This is a genomic window from Pseudomonas sp. MF09156 (assembly GCF_059862305.1).
Genome location: NZ_JCBCUR010000002.1, coordinates 264120 through 283082, shown reverse-complemented (window position 1 = coordinate 283082; position 18963 = coordinate 264120). Strand labels below are relative to the sequence as shown.

Annotated in this window: 20 protein-coding genes and 1 pseudogene; 14 read left to right on the top strand and 7 right to left on the bottom strand. The window is 61.0% G+C overall.

The features are described from left to right. Positions 1–113: 113 nt before the first annotated feature. The gene (locus AC19YY_RS07055; RefSeq protein WP_057440504.1) at positions 114–1607 is read right to left on the bottom strand and encodes an aldehyde dehydrogenase; all 1494 of its coding nucleotides are present in this window, start codon (positions 1605–1607) and stop codon (positions 114–116) included. Between the two features lie 227 nt (positions 1608–1834). Here AC19YY_RS07055 and AC19YY_RS07050 point away from each other — a divergent pair, with 227 nt between their 5' ends. After that, positions 1835–2197: a cupin domain-containing protein gene (locus AC19YY_RS07050; RefSeq protein ID WP_170042068.1), complete on the top strand. Its 363-nt coding sequence runs from the start codon at positions 1835–1837 to the stop codon at positions 2195–2197. A gap of 80 nt (positions 2198–2277) precedes the next feature. Here the strand turns inward: AC19YY_RS07050 and rpmG are convergent, their stop codons facing one another. After that, complete coding sequence (gene rpmG, locus AC19YY_RS07045) at positions 2278–2433, bottom strand: 50S ribosomal protein L33 (protein WP_003176906.1); 156 nt, start codon at positions 2431–2433, stop codon at positions 2278–2280. Between the two features lie 11 nt (positions 2434–2444). After that, complete coding sequence (rpmB, locus tag AC19YY_RS07040; RefSeq protein ID WP_007920377.1) at positions 2445–2678, bottom strand: 50S ribosomal protein L28; 234 nt, start codon at positions 2676–2678, stop codon at positions 2445–2447. Positions 2679–3136: 458 nt separating this feature from the next. Between rpmB and AC19YY_RS07035 the strand changes: the two genes are divergently transcribed. Next, complete coding sequence (locus AC19YY_RS07035; RefSeq protein ID WP_500603996.1) at positions 3137–4729, top strand: ABC transporter substrate-binding protein; 1593 nt, start codon at positions 3137–3139, stop codon at positions 4727–4729. 47 nt (positions 4730–4776) lie between these two features. On the opposite strand, the gene radC is transcribed toward AC19YY_RS07035, so the two are convergent. Then, positions 4777–5451, bottom strand: a complete 675-nt coding sequence (radC, locus tag AC19YY_RS07030; RefSeq protein ID WP_169955409.1) for a RadC family protein — start codon at positions 5449–5451, stop codon at positions 4777–4779. 132 nt (positions 5452–5583) lie between these two features. Between radC and coaBC the strand changes: the two genes are divergently transcribed. From coaBC to argB, 4 genes and pseudogenes are all read left to right on the top strand, one after another. Further along, positions 5584–6792, top strand: a complete 1209-nt coding sequence (gene coaBC, locus AC19YY_RS07025) for a bifunctional phosphopantothenoylcysteine decarboxylase/phosphopantothenate--cysteine ligase CoaBC (RefSeq protein WP_029289805.1) — start codon at positions 5584–5586, stop codon at positions 6790–6792. A gap of 5 nt (positions 6793–6797) precedes the next feature. Then, positions 6798–7253 (top strand): dUTP diphosphatase, encoded by a 456-nt coding sequence (gene dut, locus AC19YY_RS07020; protein ID WP_169955410.1) that lies wholly within the window; start codon positions 6798–6800, stop codon positions 7251–7253. 150 nt (positions 7254–7403) lie between these two features. Next, positions 7404–8807: pseudogene (locus tag AC19YY_RS07015) on the top strand (phosphomannomutase/phosphoglucomutase); the annotation flags it as partial. A gap of 21 nt (positions 8808–8828) precedes the next feature. Further along, positions 8829–9734 carry an acetylglutamate kinase gene (gene argB, locus AC19YY_RS07010; RefSeq protein WP_076963434.1) on the top strand — a complete coding sequence of 302 codons (906 nt, stop codon included), beginning with the start codon at positions 8829–8831 and terminating at the stop codon, positions 9732–9734. A 196-nt stretch (positions 9735–9930) separates the two neighbouring features. Here argB and pyrE read toward each other — a convergent pair whose 3' ends face one another. Beyond that, positions 9931–10575: an orotate phosphoribosyltransferase gene (pyrE, locus tag AC19YY_RS07005; RefSeq protein WP_169955412.1), complete on the bottom strand. Its 645-nt coding sequence runs from the start codon at positions 10573–10575 to the stop codon at positions 9931–9933. An 82-nt stretch (positions 10576–10657) separates the two neighbouring features. Here pyrE and crc point away from each other — a divergent pair, with 82 nt between their 5' ends. Beyond that, on the top strand, positions 10658–11437 hold the full coding sequence (gene crc, locus AC19YY_RS07000) for a catabolite repression control protein Crc (protein ID WP_029289816.1): 780 nt from the start codon (positions 10658–10660) through the stop codon (positions 11435–11437). A 58-nt stretch (positions 11438–11495) separates the two neighbouring features. Here crc and AC19YY_RS06995 read toward each other — a convergent pair whose 3' ends face one another. Next, positions 11496–11864 carry a DUF4870 domain-containing protein gene (locus AC19YY_RS06995; RefSeq protein WP_169955413.1) on the bottom strand — a complete coding sequence of 123 codons (369 nt, stop codon included), beginning with the start codon at positions 11862–11864 and terminating at the stop codon, positions 11496–11498. Positions 11865–11887: 23 nt separating this feature from the next. Continuing rightward, the gene (gene rph / locus AC19YY_RS06990) at positions 11888–12610 is read right to left on the bottom strand and encodes a ribonuclease PH (protein WP_057961002.1); all 723 of its coding nucleotides are present in this window, start codon (positions 12608–12610) and stop codon (positions 11888–11890) included. 233 nt (positions 12611–12843) lie between these two features. On the opposite strand from rph, the gene AC19YY_RS06985 reads away from it, so the two are divergent. From AC19YY_RS06985 to AC19YY_RS06955, 7 genes are all read left to right on the top strand, one after another. Beyond that, complete coding sequence (locus AC19YY_RS06985) at positions 12844–13707, top strand: YicC/YloC family endoribonuclease (RefSeq protein ID WP_169955414.1); 864 nt, start codon at positions 12844–12846, stop codon at positions 13705–13707. Positions 13708–13717: 10 nt separating this feature from the next. Next, positions 13718–14338: a guanylate kinase gene (gene gmk / locus AC19YY_RS06980; RefSeq protein ID WP_169955415.1), complete on the top strand. Its 621-nt coding sequence runs from the start codon at positions 13718–13720 to the stop codon at positions 14336–14338. Positions 14339–14505: 167 nt separating this feature from the next. After that, positions 14506–14769, top strand: a complete 264-nt coding sequence (gene rpoZ / locus AC19YY_RS06975) for a DNA-directed RNA polymerase subunit omega (protein WP_169955416.1) — start codon at positions 14506–14508, stop codon at positions 14767–14769. A 60-nt stretch (positions 14770–14829) separates the two neighbouring features. Continuing rightward, entirely contained in the window at positions 14830–16935 is a 2106-nt protein-coding gene (gene spoT / locus AC19YY_RS06970) for a bifunctional GTP diphosphokinase/guanosine-3',5'-bis pyrophosphate 3'-pyrophosphohydrolase (protein WP_032856810.1), read from the top strand. 37 nt (positions 16936–16972) lie between these two features. Continuing rightward, the gene (locus tag AC19YY_RS06965) at positions 16973–17353 is read left to right on the top strand and encodes a RidA family protein (RefSeq protein WP_025130815.1); all 381 of its coding nucleotides are present in this window, start codon (positions 16973–16975) and stop codon (positions 17351–17353) included. 55 nt (positions 17354–17408) lie between these two features. Next, positions 17409–18152, top strand: a complete 744-nt coding sequence (locus AC19YY_RS06960) for a hypothetical protein (protein WP_169955417.1) — start codon at positions 17409–17411, stop codon at positions 18150–18152. A 66-nt stretch (positions 18153–18218) separates the two neighbouring features. After that, on the top strand, positions 18219–18953 hold the full coding sequence (locus AC19YY_RS06955; RefSeq protein ID WP_492633886.1) for a hypothetical protein: 735 nt from the start codon (positions 18219–18221) through the stop codon (positions 18951–18953). Positions 18954–18963: the final 10 nt, after the last annotated feature.

The window sequence follows — 18963 nt, the reverse complement described above, 5'->3', positions numbered from 1 at the left end:
CTGGCCCGCGATGAGGGAGTACCAGCCAACTCATGAGTGACTGATATACCGCTATCGCGGGCAAGCCCGCTCCCACATTTGGGTCTACTGCAGCTTGGGCCCGGAGTCCGGACTTACAGCTTGATCCAGGTCGCCTTCAGCTCGGTGTACTTGTCGAACGCGTGCAGCGACTTGTCGCGACCGTTGCCCGACTGCTTGAACCCACCAAACGGCGCAGTCATGTCGCCGCCATCGTACTGGTTGACCCACACGCTACCGGCGCGCAGGGCCTTGGCGGTCAGGTGCGCCTTGGAGATATCCGAAGTCCAGACTGCAGCGGCCAGGCCATAAGGCGTGTCGTTGGCAATCGCCACCGCTTCTTCAGCACTGTCGAAAGTCAGCACCGACAGCACCGGGCCAAAGATCTCTTCCTGGGCAATTTTCATGGCGTTGGTCACGCCGTCGAAAATCGTCGGCTCGACATAAGTACCACCGGTCTCCTGCAGGGTGCGCTTGCCACCGGCCACCAGCTTGGCGCCATCGGCGTGCCCGGCCTCGATGTACGACAGCACGGTGTTCATCTGCTGGGTATCCACCAGCGCACCGACATTAGTCGCCGGGTCCAGCGGGTTGCCCGGCTTCCAGCCCTTGAGGGCCTCGATCACCATTGGCAGGAATTTGTCCTTGATCGAACGCTCCACCAGCAGGCGCGAGCCGGCGGTGCAGACTTCGCCCTGGTTGAAGGCGATGGCGCCCGCAGCGGATTCGGCGGCGGCTTGCAGGTCCGGGGCATCGGCAAACACGATGTTCGGGCTCTTGCCGCCGGCTTCCAGCCAGACGCGTTTCATGTTCGATTCGCCGGAGTAGATCATCAGTTGCTTGGCGATCTTGGTCGAACCGGTGAACACCAAAGTGTCGACGTCCATATGCAGCGCCAGGGCCTTGCCGACAGTGTGGCCATAACCCGGCAGCACGTTGAGCACGCCTTTGGGGATACCGGCTTCAACGGCCAGGGCGGCGATGCGGATGGCAGTCAGCGGGGATTTTTCCGACGGCTTGAGCACGACCGAGTTACCGGTGGACAGCGCCGGCCCCAGCTTCCAGCAGGCCATCATCAGCGGGAAGTTCCACGGCACGATGGCCGCCACTACGCCGACGGGCTCGCGGGTCACCAGGCCCAGTTGGTCATGGGGGGTGGCGGCCACTTCATCGTAAATCTTGTCGATGGCCTCGCCGCTCCAGCTCAGGGCTTGCGCCGCGCCAGGGATGTCGATGCCCAGGGAGTCGCCGATGGGCTTGCCCATGTCCAGGGTTTCGAGCAGGGCCAGCTCTTCGGCATTGGCCTTGAGCAGCGCGGCGAAACGGATCATGGTGGCTTTGCGCTTGGCCGGGGCCAGGCGTGACCAGGCACCGGAGTTGAAGGTGGCGCGGGCGTTTTCCACGGCGCGCTGGGCGTCGGCGACGTCACAGCTGGCAACCGTGGTCAGCAGGCGGCCATCGACCGGGCTGAGGCATTCGAACGTGTCGCCGGAAACCGCGGCGGTGTATTCGCCATTGATGTAGGCGCGGCCTTCGATCTTCAGGTCCTTGGCGCGTTGTTCCCAGTCGGCACGGGTCAGGGTGGTCATGCGAGTGTCCTCCTCTTATTAAATATAAGGGCCCGGCGTTATAACCGCTCCCTTCCAAATGCTTGCCCGGCCAGCCAGCTATTCGGTCCGAGGCACCCGCCACCCTAAACCAGCCGCAAGGGATGTTTCAATATATTTGACATAACCGCGGCAAACGCCCTTGCGATGTTCATTTTAATAAACATAGACTTTGGCTCTCCAACCCCAGGCCTAGACGGGATACGTGCATGAACATTCAGGATGTCGTCGATTTCAGCCAGGCGAACACCGCCGCCGAACGCTACCGCCCCGCCACAGAAAAAGTCCTCAAGGGCGACCCCGAGCAGACGCTCTACAACCACTACAACAGCCCGTGCGGCCAGATGAACGCCGGGGTCTGGGAAGGTGAAGTCGGGCAATGGAAGGTGAACTACACCGAACACGAGTACTGCGAGATCGTGCAGGGGGTTTCGGTGCTACGCGATGCCGAAGGCAACGCCAAGACCTTGCGCGCCGGTGACCGCTTCGTGATCCCGGCCGGGTTCAGTGGCACCTGGGAAGTGCTGGAGCCGTGCCGCAAGATCTACGTGGTGTTCGAAGAAAAGGCCTGATCGGTCGAGCGCGACTTTTCAAAAGGCAAAAAAAACCCGCATCGTGAGATACGGGTTTTTTTCACAAGAAAGAAAACCAATTACTTGATTTTGCCTTCTTTGTAGATCACGTGCTTGCGAACGCGCGGGTCGAACATTTTCTTTTCGAGCTTGTCCGGGGTAGTACGCTTGTTCTTGTCGGTAGTGTAGAAGTGACCAGTACCGGCGCTAGAGATCATTCGAATCAATTCACGCATGATTTAGCTCCTTAGATTTTGCCGTCGCGGCGCAGTTCAGCGAGCACGACAGTGATGCCACGCTTGTCGATGATACGCATGCCTTTGGCAGATACGCGCAGACGGACAAAACGTTTCTCTTCTTCAACCCAGAAGCGGTGATGCTGCAGGTTTGGCAGGAAACGACGACGGGTTTTGTTGTTTGCGTGGGAAATGTTATTCCCAGTCACCGGACCCTTACCGGTAACTTGACAGACTCTCGACATGCCTCAGCCCTCTAAAACCACATGCCCAACCCGGCATGGGTTGGCCGCTTAATCTCTCAGTCATTTGGCGCCAGGCGCCGCGTTTCTTTAAGGGTCTTACCGGCTACACCTACAGTGAAGGAACCGGGCCCCTAGAAAAGAGCGCTGCTTTATACCAGAAAGACCCCAGTGCAACAACAGCCGGTGTGTTTTTCCCGCTGTAAATCTCGCCCGAACAGCTCTCAAGCGCTGCCAGGGTGGGCCGCCGTGCTGGCGAACCGCTCGTCGCACCAAATGATTTATCGCCGCTGCTTGTAGGCCAAGGCCCCGGGCAAAATGACCTGAGGCGCCATCAAAACAGTATTTGCTGCAAATGCACAGGCAAAAATGGGCTAGTCATTTGTGAATCAGGCCACTACGGTAGGCCTTTTCCAGACTGCACTCGCAGATGGGCCTCCGATCTGCAAAGGAAACCGACCATGCGCCTCGCTGCCCTGCCACTCCTGCTCGCCCCGCTCTTCCTCGCCCCGTTGGCCCAGGCGGCCTCCACGTTGAGCGTCTGCACCGAGGCCAGCCCCGAAGGGTTCGATGTGGTGCAGTACAACTCCCTGACCACCACCAACGCCTCGGCGGATGTGTTGATGAACCGCCTGGTGGACTTCGACGCCGCAAGCGGCAAGCTGGTGCCGAGCCTGGCCGACAGCTGGGAAGTCTCGCCAGACGGCCTGACCTACACCTTTAAATTGCACCCGGACGTGAAATTTCACCGTACCGCGTATTTCAACCCAAGCCGCAGCCTCACCGCCGAAGACATACGCTTCAGCTTCGAGCGCATGCTCGACCCGGCCAACCCCTGGCACCAGATTGCCCAGAGCGGCTTCCCTCACGCCCAGTCGCTACAACTGCCGGCGCTGATCAAGAAGATCGACGCCCTCGACCCGCTGACCGTGCGCTTTACCCTGAATCACGCCGACTCCACGTTCCTTGCCGCGCTGAGCATGGGCTTTGCCTCGATCTACCCGGCCGAATACGCCGACAAGCTGCTCAAGGCCGGCACCCCGGAGAAGCTCAATAGCCAACCCATCGGCACCGGGCCCTTCGTTTTCGGGCGTTTCCAGAAAGATGCGGCCATTCGCTACAAGGCCAACCCGGATTACTTTGCCGGCAAACCGGCTGTGGATAACTTGATCTTTGCGATCACCCCGGACGCCAACGTGCGCCTGCAGAAACTGCGCCGGGATGAGTGCCAGATCGCCTTGTCACCCAAGCCCCTGGATATCGGCGAGGCGCAAAAGGATGCGGCGCTCAAGGTGGAAAAGACCGCAGCCTTCATGACCGCCTTTGTGGCCATCAACAGCCAGCACCCTCCGCTGGACAAGCCAGAAGTGCGCCAGGCGATCAACCTGGCCTTCGACAAGGCCAGCTACCTCAAGGCCGTGTTTGAAGGCACCGCCGAAGCCGCCACCGGCCCCTATCCGCCCAATACCTGGAGCTTTGCCAAGGAATTGCCGGGTTATCCACAGGACATCGCCAAGGCCAAGGCCCTGCTGGCCCGTGCCGGCTTGAGTGACGGCTTCAAGACCACCATCTGGACCCGGCCCTCGGGCAGCCTGCTCAATCCCAACCCAAGCCTGGGCGCCCAGTTGTTGCAGGCGGACCTGGCCAAGGTCGGCATCCAGGCCGAGATCCGCGTGATCGAATGGGGCGAGCTGATCCGCCGCGCCAAGGCGGGCGAGCACGACCTGCTGTTTATGGGCTGGGCCGGCGACAACGGCGACCCGGATAACTTCCTGACCCCGCAGTTTTCCTGCGCAGCGGTCAAATCCGGCACCAACTTCGCCCGCTACTGCGACCCCGCGCTGGACAAGCTGATCAGTGCCGGCAAGACCACCAACGAGCAAGGCGTGCGCAGCAAGCTGTACCAACAGGCGCAGGCGCAGATCCAGCAGCAGGCACTGTGGTTGCCACTGGCCCACCCGACGGCCTTTGCCCTGACACGCAAGAGTATCGAGGGGTATCAGGTCAGCCCGTTTGGGCGCCAGGACTTCTCCAAGGTCAGCGTAAAACCCTGACCCGGCCTTTGTAGGAGCCGGCAAGCCGGCTCCTACAAGAGGTTGCTTTACAGCCAGCCATATTCAGCCATCGACAGCGGGTCACCGTCGCCGACAATGATGTGGTCCAGTACCCGCACATCCACCAGATCCAGGGCCTTTTGCAGCACTTTGGTCAATTTTCGATCAGCAACGCTCGGCTCGGCATTCCCGGAGGGATGGTTGTGGCACAGGATCAAGGCCGCCGCGTTGTAGTCCAGGGCGCGCTTGACCACTTGTCGCGGGTAGACCGTGGCGTTGTCGATGGTGCCCTGGAACAGCGCCTCGAAACCCAGCACCCGATGCCGGGAGTCGAGAAACAGGCAGCCAAATATCTCGTGGGGCTGGTGGCGCAGCAGGGCCTTGAGGTAATCACGCACGGCTACCGGGCTTTCCAGTACCGACTCGTTACGCACATGCTCGGCCAGATGACGCCGCCCCATTTCCAGTACCGCCTGCAACTGGGCGAACTTGGCCGGCCCCAGGCCCAGGTGCTGGATGAATACGGCCTGGCGCGCCTCCAGCAGCGTACGCAGGCTGCCAAACTGCCCCAACAGGTGGCGCGCCAGGTCCACCGCGCTTTTACCCGAGACACCGGTACGCAGGAAAATCGCCAGCAACTCGGCATCCGAGAGGCTCTGCGCGCCCAACTCCAAAAGCTTCTCCCGCGGACGCTCCGCCGCAGGCCAATTGCGAATACTCATGGCACCTCCGTGTGCATGTGCGCCGCTGTTGCATGGCGGACGCTGTGTTATCTTAGCCGCTCTTTTTTGCGCGCGATTTCACCCTGGGGAGGGGGGATCGCAACGCCATCACTGAACTGGAAAGGCAAACCAATGCAGCGTCTGTATCGGAAACGCATCGTTCTCGGCGTCGGCGGCGGCATTGCCGCCTACAAGAGCGCAGAGTTGGTTCGCAGGCTCCTGGACCAGGGCGCCGAAGTGCGCGTGGTCATGACCCGTGGCGGCAGTGAGTTCATTACCCCACTGACCATGCAGGCACTGTCCGGCCACCCGGTACACCTGGACCTGCTGGACCCGGCTGCCGAAGCCGCCATGGGCCATATCGAACTGGCCAAATGGGCCGACCTGGTGCTGATCGCACCCGCCACCGCCGACCTCATCGCGCGCCTCGCCCAAGGCATTGCCGACGACCTGCTGACCACGCTGGTACTGGCCACCGACGCCACCGTCGCCATCGCCCCGGCGATGAACCAGGCCATGTGGCGCGACCCGGCCACCCAGGCCAACACCCAATTGCTGCAAAGCCGTGGCCTCAAGGTTTTTGGCCCGGCCTCCGGCAGCCAGGCCTGTGGTGACGTCGGCCTGGGCCGCATGCTCGAAGCCACGGACCTGGCGCTGTGCGCCGCCGAGTGTTTCCAGCACCTGGCCCTGACCGGCAAGCACGTGTTGATTACCGCCGGCCCGACCCAGGAAAACATCGACCCGGTGCGCTACATCACCAACCATAGCTCAGGGAAAATGGGCTTTGCCCTGGCTGAGGCGGCGGTTGAGGCAGGCGCGCGCGTGACCCTGATCACCGGCCCGGTGCATCTGCCAACCCCGGACCGGGTCACCCGCATCGACGTCGTCAGCGCCCGCGACATGCTCGCGGCCTGTGAGGCGGCGATTCCCTGTGATGTGTTTATCGCTTCGGCAGCGGTCGCAGACTACCGCCCGGAAGTGGTTGCGCCGCAAAAACTCAAGAAAGACCCTACAAGCGGCGATGGCCTGCTCCTGCAAATGGTCCGCAACCCGGACATTCTGGCCACCATTGCCACCCGCGCCGATCGTCCGTTCAGCGTCGGTTTCGCCGCCGAGACCGAAAACCTGCTGGACTACGCCGCACGCAAACTGAAAGACAAAAACCTCGACCTGATCGTTGCCAATGATGTTGCCAACCCCAGCATCGGCTTCAACAGCGAGGAAAACGCCTGCAGCGTGATTGACCGCGAGCTGCACGCCACCCTTTTCGCCCAGACCAGCAAGGGCAAGATTGCCCGCCAACTGATCTCTTTTATCGCCCAACGGCTGAACCAGGTTTAATTTCCATGCACGCTTTGCAAGCCAAGATCCTCGACCCCCGCATCGGCACCGACTTCCCACTGCCGGCCTACGCCACACCCGGCTCCGCCGGCCTGGACCTGCGCGCCATGCTCAAGCAAGACACCGTCCTTGAGCCGGGCCAGACCCTGCTGATCCCTACCGGCCTGTCGATCTACGTCGGCGACCCTGGCCTGGCTGCGTTGATCCTGCCGCGCTCGGGCCTTGGCCACAAACACGGGATCGTGCTGGGTAACCTGGTGGGCCTGATCGACTCCGACTACCAAGGTGAGCTGATGGTCTCGTGCTGGAACCGTGGCCAGACCGCCTTCAACATCGCCGTCGGCGAGCGTATCGCCCAACTGGTGCTGGTACCGGTGGTGCAGGCGCATTTCGAGCTGGTGACCGAGTTCGACGAAACCCAGCGCGGCGCAGGCGGTTTCGGGCATTCCGGCAGCCACTGACTACGCTCAGGCATGCCGGGCGCAGCGTCCGGTATGCCCCAGTGGCACTTTCGCACTACGAACTCTAGGGCTAAAACGCCGTCTTACCCTTCAGTTTGAGCCTGCCGGTCGCCGCACTCAGGCCTGTCCGCCCCGTATCGATGGAGTTTCCCAGTGATGAGCAACGCAGCCCCAGTCGCACCGACGTTTCCCGACAGCATTTTCCGCGCCTACGACATCCGTGGCGTCGTCCCGAAAACCCTGACCGCCGAAACCGCCTACTGGATCGGCCGCGCCATCGGCTCCCAAAGCCTGGCCCAGGGCGAGCCCAACGTCTCGGTGGGGCGTGACGGTCGCCTGTCCGGCCCCGAGTTGGTGGAGCGCCTGATCCAGGGCCTGGCCGACAGCGGCTGCCATGTCAGTGACGTAGGCCTGGTGCCAACGCCGGCGCTGTACTACGCCGCCAACGTGCTGGCCGGCAAATCCGGCGTGATGCTCACCGGCAGCCACAACCCATCGGACTACAACGGCTTCAAGATCGTGATTGCCGGCGACACCCTGGCCAACGAGCAGATCCAGGCCCTGCACACTCGCCTCAAGACCAATGACCTGACCAGCGGCCAGGGTAGCATCACCCAGGTCGATATCCTCCAGCGCTATTCGGACGAAATCACCCGGGACGTCAAGCTCCAGCGCCGCCTGAAAGTCGTGGTGGACTGCGGCAACGGCGCAGCCGGCGTGATCGCCCCGCAACTGCTCGAAGCCCTGAACTGCGAAGTGATCCCGCTGTTCTGCGATGTCGACGGCAACTTCCCCAACCATCACCCGGACCCGGGCAAGCCTGAAAACCTGGTGGACCTGATCGCCAAGGTCGCAGAAGTGGGGGCCGATGTCGGCCTGGCCTTCGATGGCGACGGCGACCGCGTGGGCGTGGTGACCAACACCGGCAGCATCGTGTTCCCCGACCGCCTGCTGATGCTGTTCGCCCGCGACGTGGTTGCACGCAACCCAGGCGCCGAGATCATCTTCGACGTCAAGTGCACCCGGCGCCTGACGCCGTTGATCAAGGAATATGGCGGCCGCCCACTGATGTGGAAGACCGGTCATTCGTTGATCAAAAAGAAAATGAAAGAAACCGGTGCCCTGCTGGCCGGCGAAATGAGCGGCCACGTGTTCTTCAAGGAACGCTGGTTCGGTTTTGACGACGGCATCTACAGCGCCGCCCGCCTGCTGGAGATCCTCAGCAAGGAGAAATCCAGCGCTGAAGACTTGTTCGAGACCTTCCCGAACGATATTTCTACGCCGGAAATCAATATCCATGTGACCGAAGAGAGCAAATTCAGCATCATTGACGCATTGCACGATGCGCAATGGGGTGAAGGCGCCAACCTGACCACCATTGATGGTGTGCGAGTCGATTATGCCGAAGGCTGGGGCCTGGTTCGCGCGTCCAACACCACTCCGGTGCTGGTCCTGCGTTTCGAGGCGGATACCGAGGCCGAGTTGCAGCGCATCAAGGACGTGTTCCACGCCCAGTTGAAACGTGTTGCCCCTGATCTCCAACTACCGTTCTGATTATTTGCCCCGGAGCCCTGAATGACCCTCGAACGCGACGCCGCCGCCAATACCGCCAAGGTCCTTTCCGAAGCGCTGCCTTACATTCGACGCTACGTCGGCAAGACGCTGGTGATCAAGTACGGCGGCAATGCCATGGAAAGCGACGAGCTGAAAACCGGCTTTGCCCGCGACATCGTGTTGATGAAAGCCGTCGGGATCAACCCGGTGGTAGTGCACGGCGGCGGCCCGCAGATCGGCGACCTGCTCAAGCGCCTGTCCATCGAGAGTCATTTCATCGACGGCATGCGTGTCACTGATGCACAGACCATGGATGTGGTGGAGATGGTCCTGGGCGGCCAGGTGAACAAAGACATCGTCAACCTGATCAACCGTCACGGCGGCAGCGCCATTGGCCTGACCGGCAAGGACGCCGAGTTGATCCGCGCGAAGAAACTCACCGTGACCCGCAAGACCCCGGAGATGACCCAGCCGGAAATCATCGACATCGGCCAGGTGGGCGAAGTGATCGGCATCAACACCGATTTGCTCAACCTGCTGGTCAAGGGCGACTTCATCCCGGTGATCGCGCCGATTGGCGTGGGGGCCAATGGCGAGTCCTACAACATCAACGCTGACCTGGTAGCCGGCAAGGTGGCCGAGGCCCTGAAGGCCGAGAAGCTGATGCTGCTGACCAACATCGCCGGCCTGATGGACAAGGAAGGCAAGGTCCTGACCGGCCTGACCACCCAGCAAGTCGACGACCTGATCGCCGACGGCACTATCTACGGCGGCATGCTGCCGAAGATCCGCTGCGCACTGGAAGCCGTGCAAGGTGGTGTCGGCAGCTCGCTGATCATCGACGGCCGGGTACCCAATGCGGTGCTGCTAGAGATCTTCACTGATACGGGCATGGGCACGCTGATCAGCAATCGCAAGCGTCCCTGACCGCTGAAACAAAAAGCCCCCGTTCAACCTGGTTGAACGGGGGCTTTTTTATGTGCACCGACCTGCAGCATCGTGGAGATCCCCTGTAGGAGCGGGCTCGCCCGCGATAGCGGTAGTCCATTCAACACTGATGTTGACTGACAGATCGCCATCGCGAGCAAGCTCGCTTCTACACAAGCTCATCAGCTACAAGGGGTCAGACGCCAAACTGCTCGCGGTACGCACGCACTGCCGGCAGGTGCTGCTTGAGCTGCGGGTCGTCTTCGAGGAACTGCAATACCTGGTTCAGCGACACGATGCTGACCACTGGAATGCCAAAATCACGCTCTACTTCCTGGATCGCCGATAACTCACCGTTGCCGCGCTCCTGGCGGTTCAGTGCGATCAGCACGCCGGCGGCCTTGGCGCCGTCCTGGGATGCAATGATCTGCATCACTTCACGAATCGCGGTGCCGGCGGTGATCACATCGTCGATGATCAGCACATCACCGGCCAGCGGTGCGCCGACCAGGCTGCCGCCTTCGCCGTGGGCCTTGGCTTCCTTGCGATTGAAACACCATGGCAGATCCCGGTCGTGATGTTCGGCCAGGGCCACTGCGGTCGCGGCGGCCAACGGAATGCCTTTGTAGGCAGGGCCAAACAGCACATCGAAGGAAATACCGCTTTCAACAATGGCGGCGGCGTAGAAACGCCCCAGTTGCGCCAGGGCAGAACCCGAGTTGAACAGGCCAGCATTGAAGAAATATGGGCTGGTGCGCCCGGACTTGAGGGTGAACTCACCGAAGCGCAAAACCCCGCGATCGATGGCAAAACGAATGAAATCGCGTTGATACGCCTGCATGAAAAAAGCCTCAGATACCACGGATTTAGCTAAATAGGTAGACGGCGTGTATCATACACGCACGCGATTTTTGGGGCCATTTATGCGGATCATCAGTGTGAACGTTAATGGTATTCAGGCTGCAGTCGAGCGTGGTTTGCTCAGTTGGCTGCAAGCCCAGAATGCCGACGTCATCTGCCTGCAGGACACCCGCGCCTCCGCCTTTGAACTGGACGACCCAGCCTTCCAACTGGATGGCTACTTCCTTTATGCCTGTGATGCCGAAGTCCCTGCCCAAGGTGGCGTGGCTCTGTATTCACGGTTGCAACCCAAGGCGGTCATCAGCGGCCTCGGCTTCGAGACAGCCGATCGCTACGGGCGCTACCTGCAAGCCGATTTCGACAAAGTCAGTATTGCTACCTTGCTGCTCCCTTCGGGGATGAACGGCGATGAAGACTTGAACCAGAAGTTCAAGCTAATGGACGATTTCGCCCGTTATCTGGATAAACAGCGACGCAAACGTCGCGAGTACATTTATTGTGGCTCGTTGTACGTGGCGCAACAGAAGCTGGATATCAAGAACTGGCGCGACAGCCAGCAATCCCCGGGTTTCCTGGCGCCGGAACGGGCTTGGATGGACGAGATTGTCGGCAACATGGGTTATGTAGATGCCCTGCGTGAAGTCAGCCGCGAAGGCGACCAGTACAGCTGGTGGCCGGACAACGAACAGGCCGAGATGCTTAACCTGGGCTGGCGTTTCGACTACCAGTTGCTGACCCCCGGCCTGCGCCGGTTTGTGCGCAGCGCACGTCTGCCGCGTCAACCGCGCTTCTCGCAACATGCGCCGTTGATCGTGGACTACGACTGGACCTTGACCATCTGAGGTCAATATCCAGGCACAAAAAAACCGACATCGCTGTCGGTTTTTTTGTGGGCGATGATTATTTGATCAATCGCCAGGTGAGCGGGTAACGGTAGGCAATGCCTTTGTTCGCCTTGACCCCGCCGATGATGGTCAACACCAGCGCGGCAATTACCAGCACCACCATCAACAGGAAGCCGATCACCACGAACCCCAGGACAAAGCAGACCAGCCACGCGATGGCCACGGTCAGCTGGAAGTTCAGCGCTTCCTTGCCCTGGTCATCGATCAGCGGGTCCATGTCCTTCTTCACCTGCCACAGGATCAACGGCCCCAACACACTGCCAAAGGGGAACACCAGGCCGAGGAACGCCGCGAAGTGACAGAGCATCGCCCACTGACGCACTTCTTTGTTCTGGGCCGACACGGGAAGCTGGTTGTCACTCATGGCGTTGCTCCTTGAGGCCGGTTTCAGTCAGCCAGTGCGGCGTTCTGCAGTTCGAAGATTTCGCTCATGCCTTTCTGGGCCAAGGCCAGCATGGCGTTCAGGTCGGCCGGTTGGAATGGCGCACCTTCGGCGGTGCCCTGCACCTCGATGAAGCCACCGGTGCTGGTCATGACCACGTTCAGGTCGGTCTCGGCAGCCGAGTCCTCCAGGTAATCCAGGTCCAGTACCGGCTCGCCCTGGTACATGCCCACCGACACAGCGGCAATCATCTGCTTGAGCGGGTCGCCACCTTTCAGGCCACCGCGTTTCTTGATCACTTTCAGCGCATCGACCAGGGCGACCATGGCGCCAGTGATGGACGCGGTGCGGGTGCCGCCGTCGGCCTGGATCACGTCGCAGTCGACATATAGGGTCACGTCGCCCAGTTTGGACATGTCCAGCGCAGCGCGCAGGGAGCGGCCGATCAGGCGCTGGATTTCCAGGGTACGACCACCCTGCTTGCCACGACTGGCTTCACGCTGGTTACGCTCGCCGGTGGCGCGCGGCAACATGCCGTACTCTGCAGTCAACCAACCCTGGCCCTGGCCCTTGAGAAAACGCGGCACGCCGTTCTCGACGCTGACGGTGCAGATGACCTTGGTATCGCCAAACTCGACCAGTACAGATCCCTCGGCGTGTTTGGTGTAGTTGCGGGTGATGCGGATCGAGCGGAGCTGATCGGCAGCGCGACCACTTGGACGTTTCATAGGGGATACCTGTACTAAGGACGAAAAACTGCCGAGCATTATAGAGCCGCAGGCCGCTTCTCGGCACTGCTAATAAATTCGGTAACGAATGGACAAGCGCTGCCACCCTTTGTCACAGCCAGCATTTGGGGGCGCTCGCCCCGTTGCGCTACAATTCTGCGCCTTCGCAGCCAGTCGGCTTCAATCTACCTACCAGCCCGCCCGTTTGCGGGACTGTATCGCGAGGTACCTCCATGGTGCACAGCATGACCGCCTTCGCCCGCGTCGAAAAAGCCGGCGCCCAGGGCACCCTGAGCTGGGAACTGCGCTCGGTCAACAGCCGCTACCTGGAGCCGCACCTGCGCCTGCCCGAATCCTTTCGCGACCTTGAAGGCGCCGTGCGCGAAGCCCTGCGCGCCGGCATCTCCCGTGGCAAGCTGGAATGCACCCTGCGCTTTACCGAGGAAACCACCGGCAAGCCGCTGCAGGTTGACCGCGAACGCGCCGCGCAACTGGTCGCCGCCGCCGAGACCATCGCCAGCCTGATCAAGCAGCCGGCAGCCCTGAACCCGCTGGAAGTCCTGGCCTGGCCCGGCGTACTGGTGGCCGACGCCACTGACCCGCAGGCGCTGAATGCCGAGGCCCTGGCCCTGTTCAACCAAGGCCTGAAGGAGCTCAAGGCCGGGCGCGAGCGCGAAGGCGCCGAACTGGCGCGCCTGATCAGCGAGCGCTTGACCGCTATCGAAGCCGACGTGGTGACCCTGCGCGAGTTGGTCCCGCAAATGCTGGCCACCCAGCGCCAGAAGGTCCTCGACCGCTTCGCCGACATGAAGGCCGACCTCGACCCGGTGCGCCTGGAGCAGGAAATGGTCCTGCTCGCGCAAAAAAGCGACGTCGCCGAAGAACTCGACCGCCTGAGCACCCACATCCTGGAAGTGCGCCGCGTGCTCAAGTCGGCCGGTGCCGCTGGTCGGCGCCTGGACTTCCTGATGCAGGAACTCAACCGCGAAGCCAATACACTGGGCTCCAAAGCCTTCGATCCGCGCAGCACCCAGGCTGCGGTCAACCTCAAAGTGTTGATCGAGCAAATGCGCGAACAAGTACAGAATATTGAGTAAGGCAACTCCCATGACCCACAGCACCGGCACCCTCTACATTATTTCCGCGCCCTCGGGCGCGGGCAAAAGCAGCCTGGTCAAGGCCCTGACCGACGCCAACCCGGAGATCCGCGTATCGGTCTCCCATACCACCCGCGCCATGCGTCCGGGTGAGGTGAACGGCGTGAACTATCACTTCGTCGAGCGCAGCGAGTTCGTGAAGATGATCGAACACGGTGACTTCCTGGAGCGTGCCGAAGTGTTCGGCAACCTCTATGGCACGTCCCAGAGCCATTTGCAGCAGACCCTCGACGAAGGTCATGACCTGATCCTGGAAATCGACTGGCAGGGCGCCGAACAGGTGCGCCAATTGATGCCCAAGGCGCGCTCGATCTTTATCCTGCCGCCGTCCCTGGAAGCCTTGCACCAGCGCCTGACCAATCGCGGCCAGGACAGTGACGAGATCATCGCTGGGCGCATGCGCGAAGCCGTCAGTGAAATGAGCCACTATGTGGACTACGACTACCTGATCATCAACGACGACTTTGCCCACGCCCTGGACGACCTGAAGGCGATTTTCCGTGCCAATCAGCTCCAGCAAAAACGCCAGCAGCAGCGTTTTGGCAAATTGTTGGCCGAACTGCTCGGTTGAATGGCTCTTCCCAAAACCGCTGCAAGGGCCTTACATTGGCGCTTGTAGCGTGTTTGCCGGGGCCTGCGGAAAATCAGCGCTTCCCTAAACGCTGGTGATTTTTTAAACTGTTGAGTCCGCTCGCCCAACCGGGCAGCGCGCATCTTGCATTCGCTCCGAGGAATACCATGGCCCGCGTAACCGTTGAAGACTGCCTAGAACACGTGGATAACCGCTTTGAGCTGGTCATGCTCTCTACCAAGCGTGCCCGTCAATTGGCCACTGGCGGCAAAGAGCCGTTGCTCAATTGGGAAAATGACAAGCCTACCGTGATGGCCCTGCGCGAAATCGCTGCCGGCGTGATGAGCTACGAGTTCATCGCCAACGCCGAGATCGTTGAAGACGAACCGCTGTTTGCAGCGTTCGAGGACGAGTCCAACGAGGCCGTCTAAGCCTATGCCTGGTCGACGTAGCACGGCGCGGGGTCAAAGCCTTCGGCAGGAGTTAATACCTTGCCGAGCATAGACGCCCTCGCCGATCGCTTATCGACCTACCTCGGTACCGACCAGGTCAACCTGGTCCGCCGAGCGTATTTCTACGCCGAACAAGCCCACGACGGCCAACGCCGCCGCAGCGGCGAGGCATATGTCACCCATCCTCTTGCGGTGGCCAATATTCTTGCCGACATGCACATGGACCATCAAAGCCTGATGGCCGCGATGCTGCATGACGTGATCGAAGACACCGGCATTGCCAAGGAAGCGCTCAGCGCGCAATTTGGCGAAACCGTGGCCGACCTGGTCGACGGGGTCAGCAAGCTGACCCAGATGAACTTCGAAACCAAGGCCGAGGCCCAGGCGGAAAACTTCCAGAAAATGGCCATGGCCATGGCCCGGGATATCCGGGTGATCCTGGTCAAACTGGCCGACCGGCTGCACAACATGCGCACGCTGGAAGTGCTGTCCGGCGAGAAACGTCGGCGCATTGCCAAGGAAACCCTGGAAATCTACGCGCCCATCGCCAACCGGCTGGGCATGCATGCCATTCGTATCGAATTCGAAGACCTTGGTTTCAAGGCGATGCACCCGATGCGCTCAGCGCGTATCTACCAGGCGGTCAAGCGCGCCCGGGGCAATCGCAAGGAAATCGTCAACAAGATCGAAGAGTCCCTGAGCCATTGCCTGGCAATCGACGAGATTGAAGGCGAAGTCAGCGGGCGGCAGAAGCATATCTACGGCATCTACAAGAAGATGCGCGGCAAGCGCCGGGCCTTCAACGAGATCATGGACGTGTATGCGTTCCGGATCATCGTCGACAAGGTCGATACCTGCTACCGCGTGCTGGGTGCTGTACATAATTTGTACAAACCCCTGCCAGGCCGCTTCAAGGACTACATCGCGATCCCCAAGGCCAACGGCTATCAGTCGCTGCATACCACGCTGTTCGGTATGCATGGGGTGCCGATCGAGATCCAGATCCGCACCCGGGAAATGGAAGAGATGGCCAACAACGGCATCGCCGCCCATTGGCTGTACAAGTCCAGCGGCGACGAGCAGCCCAAAGGCACCCATGCCCGCGCCCGCCAGTGGGTCAAGGGCGTGCTGGAAATGCAGCAGCGTGCCGGCAACTCCCTGGAATTTATCGAAAGCGTGAAGATCGACCTGTTCCCGGACGAGGTCTACGTGTTCACGCCCAAAGGCCGGATCATGGAGCTGCCCAAGGGCTCCACGGCGGTCGACTTTGCCTACGCGGTTCACACCGACGTCGGTAACAGCTGCATTGCCTGCCGGATCAACCGTCGCCTGGCCCCACTGTCGGAACCGCTGCAAAGCGGTTCCACCGTGGAAATCGTCAGCGCGCCGGGGGCCCGGCCGAATCCGGCGTGGCTCAACTTCGTGGTCACCGGCAAGGCTCGCACCCATATCCGCCACGCGCTGAAGCTGCAACGTCGCTCCGAGTCCATCAGCCTGGGCGAACGCCTGCTGAACAAGGTGCTCAACGGTTTCGACAGTTCCCTGGAGAAGATTCCCGCCGAGCGCGTGCAGGCGATCCTCCACGAGTACCGCCAGGAAACCATCGAAGACCTGCTCGAAGATATCGGCCTGGGCAACCGCATGGCCTACGTCGTCGCCCGTCGCCTGCTGGGCGAAGGCGAGCAACTGCCGAGCCCCGAAGGCCCGCTGGCCATTCGTGGCACCGAAGGCCTGGTGCTGAGCTACGCCAAATGCTGTACGCCAATCCCGGGCGACCCGATTGTCGGGCACCTGTCCGCCGGCAAAGGCATGGTGGTGCACCTGGACAACTGCCGCAATATCAGCGAAATCCGCCACAACCCGGAAAAATGCATCCAGCTGTCATGGGCCAAGGATGTGACCGGCGAATTCAACGTCGAGCTGCGGGTGGAGCTGGAGCACCAGCGCGGCCTGATCGCCCTGCTGGCCAGCAGTGTCAACGCGGCCGACGGCAATATCGAAAAAATCAGCATGGACGAACGCGATGGTCGCATCAGCGTGGTCCAACTGGTGGTCAGCGTGCACGACCGCGTGCACTTGGCCCGTGTGATCAAGAAACTGCGTGCCCTGACCGGGGTTATCCGCATCACTCGCATGCGCGCATAACACCCCCCTATAGCCCGGACATTACAAGGAGTCATTCATGACCAAGACTGTTATCACCAGCGACAAGGCACCTGCTGCCATCGGTACTTATTCCCAGGCGATCAAGGCGGGCAACACCGTCTACATGTCCGGCCAGATCCCACTGGACCCAAAGACCATGGAACTGGTTGAAGGCTTTGAAGCCCAGACCGTACAAGTCTTCGAGAACCTCAAGTCGGTAGCTGAAGCAGCAGGCGGTTCGTTCAAGGACATCGTCAAGCTGAACATCTTCCTCACCGACCTCAGCCACTTCGCCAAGGTCAACGAGATCATGGGCAAGTACTTCGAACAACCCTACCCAGCCCGCGCCGCCATTGGCGTTGCTGCCCTGCCCAAGGGTTCCCAGGTTGAGATGGACGCGATTCTGGTCATCGAGTAATACATTCGGCGCAACCCACGGGGTTGCGCCGACTTCGTTTTAAAAGGATTTCGTAATGCGCAAAGCGCTCGTTGCCTCCACGCTGCTGGCCCTTCTTCTTGGCGGCTGCGCCAGCAGTCCTGCCACCCGGGATGTGAGCGGCACCTGGATCAACCAGGTTGCCATCGATGCGGCGTCCAAGGGCGGCCCTTTGCGTGAAGCCCTGCAAGCCTACGGCCCGAACCTCGAATGGGAGGTCAACACCCGGGCCAACCAGGCGCGCTACTTCAACGGTTTTGAACGCCCTGAAGGCACCCTGGCCGGCGAAAAATCCGGCACCTGGAACGTTGATTTCTACGGCAGCTCGACCACCGAACTCAAGCGCAAGGGCAAACAGCTGCTGCAAGTGGCCAACGACAACGAGCCCGAACAGCTCTTTGATCGCCCCAAGGACCCTGCCCCTGAAGGCGCACCGTTGGGTGCCAACTTCGAACGGGCGCTGTACGCGGCCTACATGGGCGGCAGTTGGAAAATCACCAGCGGCAGCGGCCTGGGCGAGACCGTACAGTTCCAGGCCAACGGCCAGGTTACCGGCCTGCCGGGTGCCGACCAGTATTCACTGTGCCTGGCAGGCGATTGCGCCTCCATGAGCGGTGGCTACGACAGCATCTGGCTGCAACAAGGCGGCCAGGGCAACCCGTGGATCTTCAGTCGCAACGACAAGCAACTGGAGATTTTCCAGGCGATCAATACCTCCCAGGCCGACGAAGTGCCTTCGTTCACCCCTGGGCCGCGCCAGTGGCTGCTGGAAAAACAGTGATACGAAACAAAGGAGCCTACAGGCTCCTTTTTCTTTAGCCAGCAATCCTTTGCCTCGGACTACGCCATGTTCAAACCACTCCTCATTGGCCTGGCCTTGCTGGGCGGCTGCACCCACGTATCGCAACCCGTCGACATCAGCGGGATCTGGATCAACCAGGCCGCCATCGATGCCGCCGCCCAGGGCCGGCCGCTGCTCAACAGCCTGCAAGCCAACGGCAGGAACCTGGAGTGGAATGTCGACACCCGCACCGGCCAAGCTCATGCCAGCAGTGCCTTTGAGGTAGATGAAGGCCAACTCCTGCCAAAAGCACCTGGCGCATGGACCGTCGATCACAACGGCCATGGCCGTGACGAACTGCAATTAAAGGATCAGCAACTGCTCCAACTGCCTCGCAAGGATCTGCCCGGCCAGGTGTTCCAGCGTGCCCACCCATCGACCACGGAGGGAGCGCAATGGGGGAGTACATTCCGGCAGGCACTGAACTCAGCTTACATGGGTGGCCCGTGGAAAATCCTTGAGGGCGAAGGCGCCGGCGGCACCGTAGTGTTCAATGCGCATGGCAACCTGTCGGGCCTGGGGAAGAATGACCGATACGAATTGTGCCTGGGCGGGGACTGCGCCACTCAGGGCGCCGGCAATGACACCCTGTACCTGGGCAAAGGCGACGCGGGGGATAGTTGGATTTTCGTGCGCAACGGCAACACGCTGGAAATTTTCCAGGCGATCAATCATTCCAGGCCAGACGAAATTCCTCAGTTGAGCCCTGGGCAGCGCCAGTGGCTGCTGGAAAAACAGTAAGACCACTGTG

What these genes read in the sequence shown, in the direction of transcription:
- AC19YY_RS07055 (WP_057440504.1), bottom strand. Translation starts at nt 1,607, where the DNA reads ATGACCACCCTGACCCGTGCCGACTGGGAACAACGCGCCAAGGACCTG.
- AC19YY_RS07050 (WP_170042068.1), top strand. Translation starts at nt 1,835, where the DNA reads ATGAACATTCAGGATGTCGTCGATTTCAGCCAGGCGAACACCGCCGCC.
- rpmG (WP_003176906.1), bottom strand. Translation starts at nt 2,433, where the DNA reads ATGCGTGAATTGATTCGAATGATCTCTAGCGCCGGTACTGGTCACTTC.
- rpmB (WP_007920377.1), bottom strand. Translation starts at nt 2,678, where the DNA reads ATGTCGAGAGTCTGTCAAGTTACCGGTAAGGGTCCGGTGACTGGGAAT.
- AC19YY_RS07035 (WP_500603996.1), top strand. Translation starts at nt 3,137, where the DNA reads ATGCGCCTCGCTGCCCTGCCACTCCTGCTCGCCCCGCTCTTCCTCGCC.
- radC (WP_169955409.1), bottom strand. Translation starts at nt 5,451, where the DNA reads ATGAGTATTCGCAATTGGCCTGCGGCGGAGCGTCCGCGGGAGAAGCTT.
- coaBC (WP_029289805.1), top strand. Translation starts at nt 5,584, where the DNA reads ATGCAGCGTCTGTATCGGAAACGCATCGTTCTCGGCGTCGGCGGCGGC.
- dut (WP_169955410.1), top strand. Translation starts at nt 6,798, where the DNA reads ATGCACGCTTTGCAAGCCAAGATCCTCGACCCCCGCATCGGCACCGAC.
- argB (WP_076963434.1), top strand. Translation starts at nt 8,829, where the DNA reads ATGACCCTCGAACGCGACGCCGCCGCCAATACCGCCAAGGTCCTTTCC.
- pyrE (WP_169955412.1), bottom strand. Translation starts at nt 10,575, where the DNA reads ATGCAGGCGTATCAACGCGATTTCATTCGTTTTGCCATCGATCGCGGG.
- crc (WP_029289816.1), top strand. Translation starts at nt 10,658, where the DNA reads ATGCGGATCATCAGTGTGAACGTTAATGGTATTCAGGCTGCAGTCGAG.
- AC19YY_RS06995 (WP_169955413.1), bottom strand. Translation starts at nt 11,864, where the DNA reads ATGAGTGACAACCAGCTTCCCGTGTCGGCCCAGAACAAAGAAGTGCGT.
- rph (WP_057961002.1), bottom strand. Translation starts at nt 12,610, where the DNA reads ATGAAACGTCCAAGTGGTCGCGCTGCCGATCAGCTCCGCTCGATCCGC.
- AC19YY_RS06985 (WP_169955414.1), top strand. Translation starts at nt 12,844, where the DNA reads ATGGTGCACAGCATGACCGCCTTCGCCCGCGTCGAAAAAGCCGGCGCC.
- gmk (WP_169955415.1), top strand. Translation starts at nt 13,718, where the DNA reads ATGACCCACAGCACCGGCACCCTCTACATTATTTCCGCGCCCTCGGGC.
- rpoZ (WP_169955416.1), top strand. Translation starts at nt 14,506, where the DNA reads ATGGCCCGCGTAACCGTTGAAGACTGCCTAGAACACGTGGATAACCGC.
- AC19YY_RS06965 (WP_025130815.1), top strand. Translation starts at nt 16,973, where the DNA reads ATGACCAAGACTGTTATCACCAGCGACAAGGCACCTGCTGCCATCGGT.
- AC19YY_RS06960 (WP_169955417.1), top strand. Translation starts at nt 17,409, where the DNA reads ATGCGCAAAGCGCTCGTTGCCTCCACGCTGCTGGCCCTTCTTCTTGGC.
- AC19YY_RS06955 (WP_492633886.1), top strand. Translation starts at nt 18,219, where the DNA reads ATGTTCAAACCACTCCTCATTGGCCTGGCCTTGCTGGGCGGCTGCACC.